Here is a 6,154-nt window from a genome sequence, read left to right as displayed (position 1 = left end):
GCGCGCCGACGGGCAGGTGGATGCCGAGGAGCGCGGCCGCATCGCGGAACAACTCGACGCCGCCGGCCTCGGTCCCGCGGCGCGCGACGCGGTGCTCGCCGAATTCGACCGCGGCGCGACGCCCGAGGCGCTGGCGCGCGAAGCGCGCGACCCGATGCTCGCCGCGCAGGTCTACGCCGCCGCCGTCGCCGGCGCCGGCGCCATCCAGGATGCCGAGCGCGCCTGGCTGGACGGCTTCGCCCGCGCGCTGAAGCTCGACCGCGCCGCGGTCGAGGCGATCGAGCGCCGGATCAGGGGAGGATAGACATGGCCCACGACCTGACCGAGGCCGAGGCCCGGCTGCGCGACCGAGCCCGCGAGGTCGCGCGCGAAGCCGCCGCCCAGGCGGCCGCGACCGACCGGTCCGAGCAGTATCCGTGGCCCATGGTCCGCCGCATGCAGGACGCGGGCTTCATGGGCCTGACCGTGCCGAAGGAATGGGGCGGGCCGGGCCTGTCCTATTTCGACGCGGTGCTGGTGATCGAGGAATTCTCCCGCGCCTGCGCCGTCTGCGGCCGCATCGCGGTGGAAGCGAACATGGGCGCGATCGGCGCCATCATGGCCTACGGCACCCCGGCCCAGAAGCGGCTGGCCGCGGACCTCGTGCTCGCCGGGGACAAGCCCGCCATCCTCATCACCGAGCCCGAGGCCGGGTCCGCCGCGACCGACATGCGCACCCGCGCCGTCCGCCACGGCGACACCTGGGTGATCGACGGCGAGAAGACCTGGATCACCGGCGGCGGCGTCTCCCGCCTCCATCTGATCTTCGCGCGCGTGTTCGAGGATGGGGAGGAGAAGGGTATCGGCGGCTTCATCGTCGCCCGCGACGGGGAAGGCATGCCCCCGGGCATGACCGCGACGCGGATCCCGTCGATGGGCCTGCGCGGCATGCCGGAAGCGGATGTGGTGATGCGCGGGCTGGAAGTGCCCGATTCGATGGTGCTGCGCCCGCCCGGCGGCTGGGCGCGCGGCTTCGGGCGGCTGATGGATGCCTATAACGGGCAGCGCGTGGGTGCGGCGACCGTCGCCCTGGGGCTGGCCGCCGGCGCCTTTGGCCATGCGCTGGACCGGGCGCAGTCCCGCCGGCAGTTCGGCCGGCCGATCGCGGAATTCCAGGGGCTCGCCTGGATGCTGGCGGACATGTCGATTGAGATCGAGGCCTCCCGCGCCCTGGTGTGGCGCGCGGCGCGCTCGGCCGGGCCGAACGGCTTCCCGGACCGGCTCGCCGCCGCCCAGGCCAAGGTGATGGCGGCCGACATGGCGATCCGCGTGACCAACCAGGCGCTGCAGGTCTGGGGCGCGGCAGGGTATTCGCGCGACAACCCGATGGAACGCTACGTCCGCGATGCGCGGATGTTCGCGATCGCGGGCGGGACGGCGCAGGTGCTGCGGACGCAGGTCGCCGAGCAGATCCTGGGGCGGAAACTGCCGCAGACCCGGGATGGCTTCGCGCGGGTGGCGGAGGAAGAACGCGCGGCGCGGCGCGCGGCCGCGGACTGAGGCGTGCGCCGGGGGGAGGGCGCCGCCCTCCCCGGGACCCCATCCTGCCAGACGCCGGAAGGTCGCTGGACACCGCTCATCCGAGGCTTCGAAAGGCCTTCCGGTCTTTGCCGGGGTGAACGCGGGAGAGCGGCAACGCCGCTTTCCGCATCGCCACCCGACAAACATTCAACAATATGGTTGACTATCCCGGCGCGTGTCAGCATATTCAACTACATGGTTGAATTTAATTCCCCCCCGCTGGACGACGTGTTCCACGCCCTTGGCGATGCCACCCGCCGGCGGATGCTGCGGCACCTGGCCGGCGGCGAGCGGACGGTCGGAGAGTTGGCCGAACCCTTCGCCATCTCGCTCGCCGCCGCCTCGAAGCACATCAAGGCGCTGGAGAATGCCGGGCTGCTCCGCCGCGATATTCGCGGGCGCACCCATTACTGCCGGCTCGAACCGGGCCCGCTGGCCACGGCCCACGAGTGGCTCGGCTTCTACGAGCGGTTCTGGACCAGCCGGCTGGACGACCTTGAACGCGTCCTCCGCGAGGAGGCCGAGAAGACTCCCCCCACGACAGGAGACGACCGATGAACGACCTCGCCCCCCTGGACGTCCATGGCGTCCTGACCGAGCCCATGACGCTGCGGATCCAGCGCCTGTTGCCCGGCCCGATCGATCGGGTCTGGGCCTACATCACCGAAAGCGACCTGCGTCGTCGGTGGCTCGCCGCCGGTGAGATGGAGATGCGGGTCGGCGCTGCCTTCGAGTTCGTCTGGCGCAACGACGAACTCAACGACCCGCCGAGCCGGCGCCCGGAGGGTTTCGATGCGGAGCACCGCCTGGAATGCCAGGTCACCGAGTTGGACCCGCCGCGCCGGCTCGCCATCACCTGGGGGCGCAGCGACGGCGTGACCTTCGAACTCGAGCCGGTCGGCCAGAAGGTGCTGCTGACGATCACGCATCGCCGCCTGCCGGATCGCGACATGCTGCTGAAGGTCTCGGCCGGCTGGCACGCCCATCTCGACATCCTCGAGGCCCGCGTTACGGGCACGGTGCCGCCGCCGTTCTGGGATGGGTGGCTGCGCCTGAAGAAGGACTATGCGGCGCGGCTTCCCGAGTGAGGGGTCTGGCCCGCCCGGGTCGACCCCGGGCGGGCTTCGGCCGCGGGATTGCCTGGAACCGACGGAATGGCCGAGTTTTGGCGCCCTGCGTGGTTGACTTGCCTCTCCCACCCCCCTAGAAGCGCGCCTCCACGAGGTAAGCCATGAAGATCCGCAATTCGCTGAAGACCGCCAAGACCCGGGACAAGAACTGCGTTGTCGTGCGTCGTCGCGGCCGCGTCTACGTGATCAACAAGAAGAACCCCCGCCTGAAGGCGCGCCAGGGCTGAAGCCCGGCGCAGGCCTGAGCGGGACGGGGGGCTTCGGCCCCCCTTTCTATTTGCGCACGGCGCCGCCACCGCCGCCCTGCGGGCGCAGGATTTCCGTGCCCACGCCGCCGCCTTCGCCCTGGGTCCAGGTGCCGGCCAGGCTGCCATCCGCTTCCACGGCATAGGCCGCGGCGCCGATCTCGCGGCCCGCGACGTAGCCGATGACCATCAGCGGGCCTTCCGGGATCAGCAGGCCGACGCCGCGGGAGGTGTCGCCCGCCACGTTCCAGGTGATGGTCCAGGTGTTGGTGCCGGTCTGCCGCAGCGTGGCCGTGCCTTCGTAGCGCTGGCCGTCGGGCGTCTGGCCCGCCACCGCATAGGTTCCGGCCTGCTGGGCCGATGCGCCCGCCGGCAGGGCAAGGGCAAGCGCGGCGGCAAGGATCAGGCGTCGCATGGGGCAGGCTCTCCGTTCGCCGGCGCCATGCCGGCCGCGGTCCGGAGTCTGCGCGCGGGGCATTCGGGACGCAATGCTTGCCGCCCTGCCGTGCGATGCGCATCTTCCGCGCATCGAGAGGAACGCCGCCCGTGATCGAGCTGCCCGCCCCCAAGCCCGAGATCCTCGCCCGCCGGGAGGAGATCGTCGAAGCCCTGCGCCGCATCGTCCCCGGCGATGGCGTCATCGGCGATGCGACGCGCCTCAAGCCCTATGAGACGGACGGGCTTGCCGCCTACCGGCAGATGCCGCTCGCCGTCGTGCTGCCGCGCACGACGGAGGAGGTCGCCGCGGTGCTGCGCTGGTGCAACGCGAATGGCGTGCGCGTCGTCCCCCGTGGCGCGGGCACCTCGCTGTCGGGCGGCGCGCTGCCGCTGGCCGATGCCGTCGTCATCGGGCTGATGCGCATGAACCGCATCCTTGAGATCGACCTCGATGACCGCTTCGCCGTGGTCGAGGCCGGTGTCACGAACATCGGCATCACCAAGGCCGTGGAAGGCGACGGCTTCTTCTACGCGCCCGACCCGTCGAGCCAGCTGGCGTGCATGATCGGCGGCAACGTCATGATGAATTCCGGCGGCGCGCATTGCCTGAAGTACGGCGTGACCGCGAACAACCTGCTCGGCGTGAAGTTCGTCACGATCGAAGGGGAGGTCATCGACATCGGCGGCGCGCATCTGGATGCCGCGGGGTATGATTGGCTCGGCCTGATCACGGGCAGCGAGGGCCAGCTCGGCCTCGTCACCGAGGTGACGGTGCGCATCCTGCGCGGCCCGGAAGGCGCGCGTGCGATGCTCGCCGCCTTCAAGGGCACCGAGATCGCGGGTGCCGCGGTCGATGCCATCATCGGGTCGGGCATCATCCCCGTTGCCCTCGAATTCATGGACAAGCCCTGCATCCATGCCTGCGAGGCCTTCGCCCATGCCGGCTATCCTCTCGATGCCGAGGCGATGCTGATCATCGAGGTGGAAGGCTCCGTCGCCGAGCAGGATGATCTGCTGAACCGGATCAAGGCGATCTGCGAGCGCTTCGACCCGATCAGCCTGAAGGTCGCGGAGAGTGCCGAGCAGTCGCTCGCCATCTGGAAGGGCCGCAAGGGCGCCTTCGGCGCGGTCGGGCGCATCAGCCCTGACTATCTCTGCATGGACGGCACCATCCCGACCTCCGAGCTGCCCTTCGTGCTGAAGCGCATCGGGGAGATGAGCACGCAATACGGCCTCGGCGTCGCCAACGTGTTCCATGCCGGCGACGGCAACCTGCATCCGCTGATCATGTTCGACGCCAACGACCCCGAATCCTTCCGCAAGGCGGAGGCCTTCGGCGCCGACATCCTGCGGCTGTGCGTCGAGGTCGGCGGCTGCCTGACCGGCGAACACGGCGTGGGCGTCGAGAAGCGCGACCTGATGACCGTGCAGTTCACGGCGCGGGAGCTGGACCAGCAGCGCGCCATCAAGACCGCCTTCGACCCGCAATGGCTGCTGAACCCGTCCAAGGTCTTCCCGCTGGAGGGCGCGCCCGTGCCGCTGGCTGCCGAGTGATGCGACCTCCAACCGCACCAACCCTGCGGCCGGCGAAGCTGGCCGAGGCGCCGCATGGCGCCCGCCGCGCGTGCGGCGAGCCAAGCGCGCGGATGTGCGCGCCGGCGCCTGAGGCGCGGATCGGTCACGATCCGCGATCCCTGGCATGAGCGCGACGCTCGCCCCGCCCGACGAGGCCGGAATCGCCGCTGCCATCGCCGCGGCGCATGCGGCGCGGGAGCCGCTCGCCATCGAGGGCAACGGATCGAAGCGCGGCCTGCTGCGCCCGGTGCAGGCGGCGCGCACGCTCTCGGTGCGCAACCTCTCCGGCATCACGCTCTACAGCCCGTCGGAGCTCGTGATCTCTGCCCGCGCCGGCACGCCGATCCCCGAGATCGAGGCCGCCTTGGCCGAGAAGGGCCAGCAGCTGATCGCCGAGCCGCCCGACACGCGCGCGCTGTTCGGCACGGATGCGCCGGCGACGCTCGGCGGCATCGTGGCCACGAACCTGTCGGGGCCACGGCGCATCACCTGGGGGTCGATGCGCGACCATGTGCTCGGCATCCGCTTCGTGAACGGGCAGGGGGAGGTGCTGCGCTCGGGCGGGCGCGTGCTGAAGAACGTCACGGGGCTCGACCTGTGCAAGCTGCTCTCGGGCGCGCATGGCACGCTCGGCGTGCTGACCGAGGTGACGCTGAAGGTCCTGCCGGCGGGCGAGACCTGCGCGACGCTCCGCGTGCAGGTGCCCGACGCGGCGGCGGGCGTGCGCGTGCTGTCGGCCGGGCTTGGCAGCCCCTTCGGTGTCTCGGGCGCGGCGCTGGTGCCCGATGCGGCGGGCGGCTACGCGGCCTGCCTGCGGCTCGAGGATTTCGCCCCCTCCGTCGCCTACCGCTCCGCGCGGCTGGCGGAGGATCTCGCGCCGCATGGCGATGTCGCGCTGCTCGATGCGGAGGCCACGCGCGCGCTGTGGCGGGAGATCCGCGACGCCGTGCCGCTCGCCGCGGCGCCGGGCGACGCCATCTGGCGCGTCTCCGTCCGGCCTTCCGCCGGACCCGGGATGCTGGCGGCGGTGGAGGCGGTGGGCGGCCGCGGCTTCCTCGACTGGGGCGGCGGCCTGGCCTGGCTGGCGGGGCCGGCGAGCGAGGCCGCACATGGCGCCATCGCCGTGGCCGCTTCCGCCGCGGGGGGCACCTGCACGCTGTTCCGCGCGCCGGAGGCGCTGCGCCTGTCCGTCGCGGTGCTGCCGGA

General features: G+C 71.7%; 8 protein-coding genes. 7 read left to right on the top strand and 1 reads right to left on the bottom strand.

Features of this window, described 5'->3' with window-relative positions:
* The 5 genes from HW577_RS18805 to ykgO form a co-directional block, all read left to right on the top strand.
* On the top strand, window positions 1-304 hold a 304-nt coding region (locus tag HW577_RS18805), incomplete at its 5' end, for a DUF533 domain-containing protein (protein WP_198377676.1).
* Window positions 305-306: 2 nt separating this feature from the next.
* Complete coding sequence (gene acdA / locus HW577_RS18800) at window positions 307-1,539, top strand: 3-sulfinopropanoyl-CoA desulfinase (protein WP_198377675.1); 1,233 nt, start codon at window positions 307-309, stop codon at window positions 1,537-1,539.
* A gap of 216 nt (window positions 1,540-1,755) precedes the next feature.
* On the top strand, window positions 1,756-2,118 hold the full coding sequence (locus HW577_RS18795; protein ID WP_198377674.1) for an ArsR/SmtB family transcription factor: 363 nt from the start codon (window positions 1,756-1,758) through the stop codon (window positions 2,116-2,118).
* Window positions 2,115-2,648 (top strand): SRPBCC family protein, encoded by a 534-nt coding sequence (locus HW577_RS18790; RefSeq protein ID WP_198377673.1) that lies wholly within the window; start codon window positions 2,115-2,117, stop codon window positions 2,646-2,648. The genes HW577_RS18795 and HW577_RS18790 overlap by 4 nt, the downstream gene beginning before the upstream one ends.
* A 143-nt stretch (window positions 2,649-2,791) precedes the next feature.
* Window positions 2,792-2,917, top strand: coding sequence for a type B 50S ribosomal protein L36 (gene ykgO, locus HW577_RS18785; protein ID WP_188966940.1), 126 nt, complete (start codon window positions 2,792-2,794; stop codon window positions 2,915-2,917).
* Window positions 2,918-2,963: 46 nt separating this feature from the next.
* Here ykgO and HW577_RS18780 read toward each other — a convergent pair whose 3' ends face one another.
* On the bottom strand, window positions 2,964-3,350 hold the full coding sequence (locus HW577_RS18780) for a hypothetical protein (RefSeq protein WP_198377672.1): 387 nt from the start codon (window positions 3,348-3,350) through the stop codon (window positions 2,964-2,966).
* Window positions 3,351-3,481: 131 nt separating this feature from the next.
* On the opposite strand from HW577_RS18780, the gene HW577_RS18775 reads away from it, so the two are divergent.
* Together HW577_RS18775 and HW577_RS18770 are read left to right on the top strand one after the other, a co-directional pair.
* Entirely contained in the window at window positions 3,482-4,927 is a 1,446-nt protein-coding gene (locus tag HW577_RS18775) for an FAD-linked oxidase C-terminal domain-containing protein (RefSeq protein ID WP_198377671.1), read from the top strand.
* Between the two features lie 145 nt (window positions 4,928-5,072).
* On the top strand, window positions 5,073-6,154 hold a 1,082-nt coding region (locus HW577_RS18770), incomplete at its 3' end, for an FAD-binding protein (protein ID WP_198377670.1).

The sequence above is a fragment of the Neoroseomonas rubea genome (assembly GCF_016106015.1).
Classification (GTDB): domain Bacteria; phylum Pseudomonadota; class Alphaproteobacteria; order Acetobacterales; family Acetobacteraceae; genus Neoroseomonas; species Neoroseomonas rubea.
This window is presented reverse-complemented; position numbering and strand designations above follow the sequence as displayed.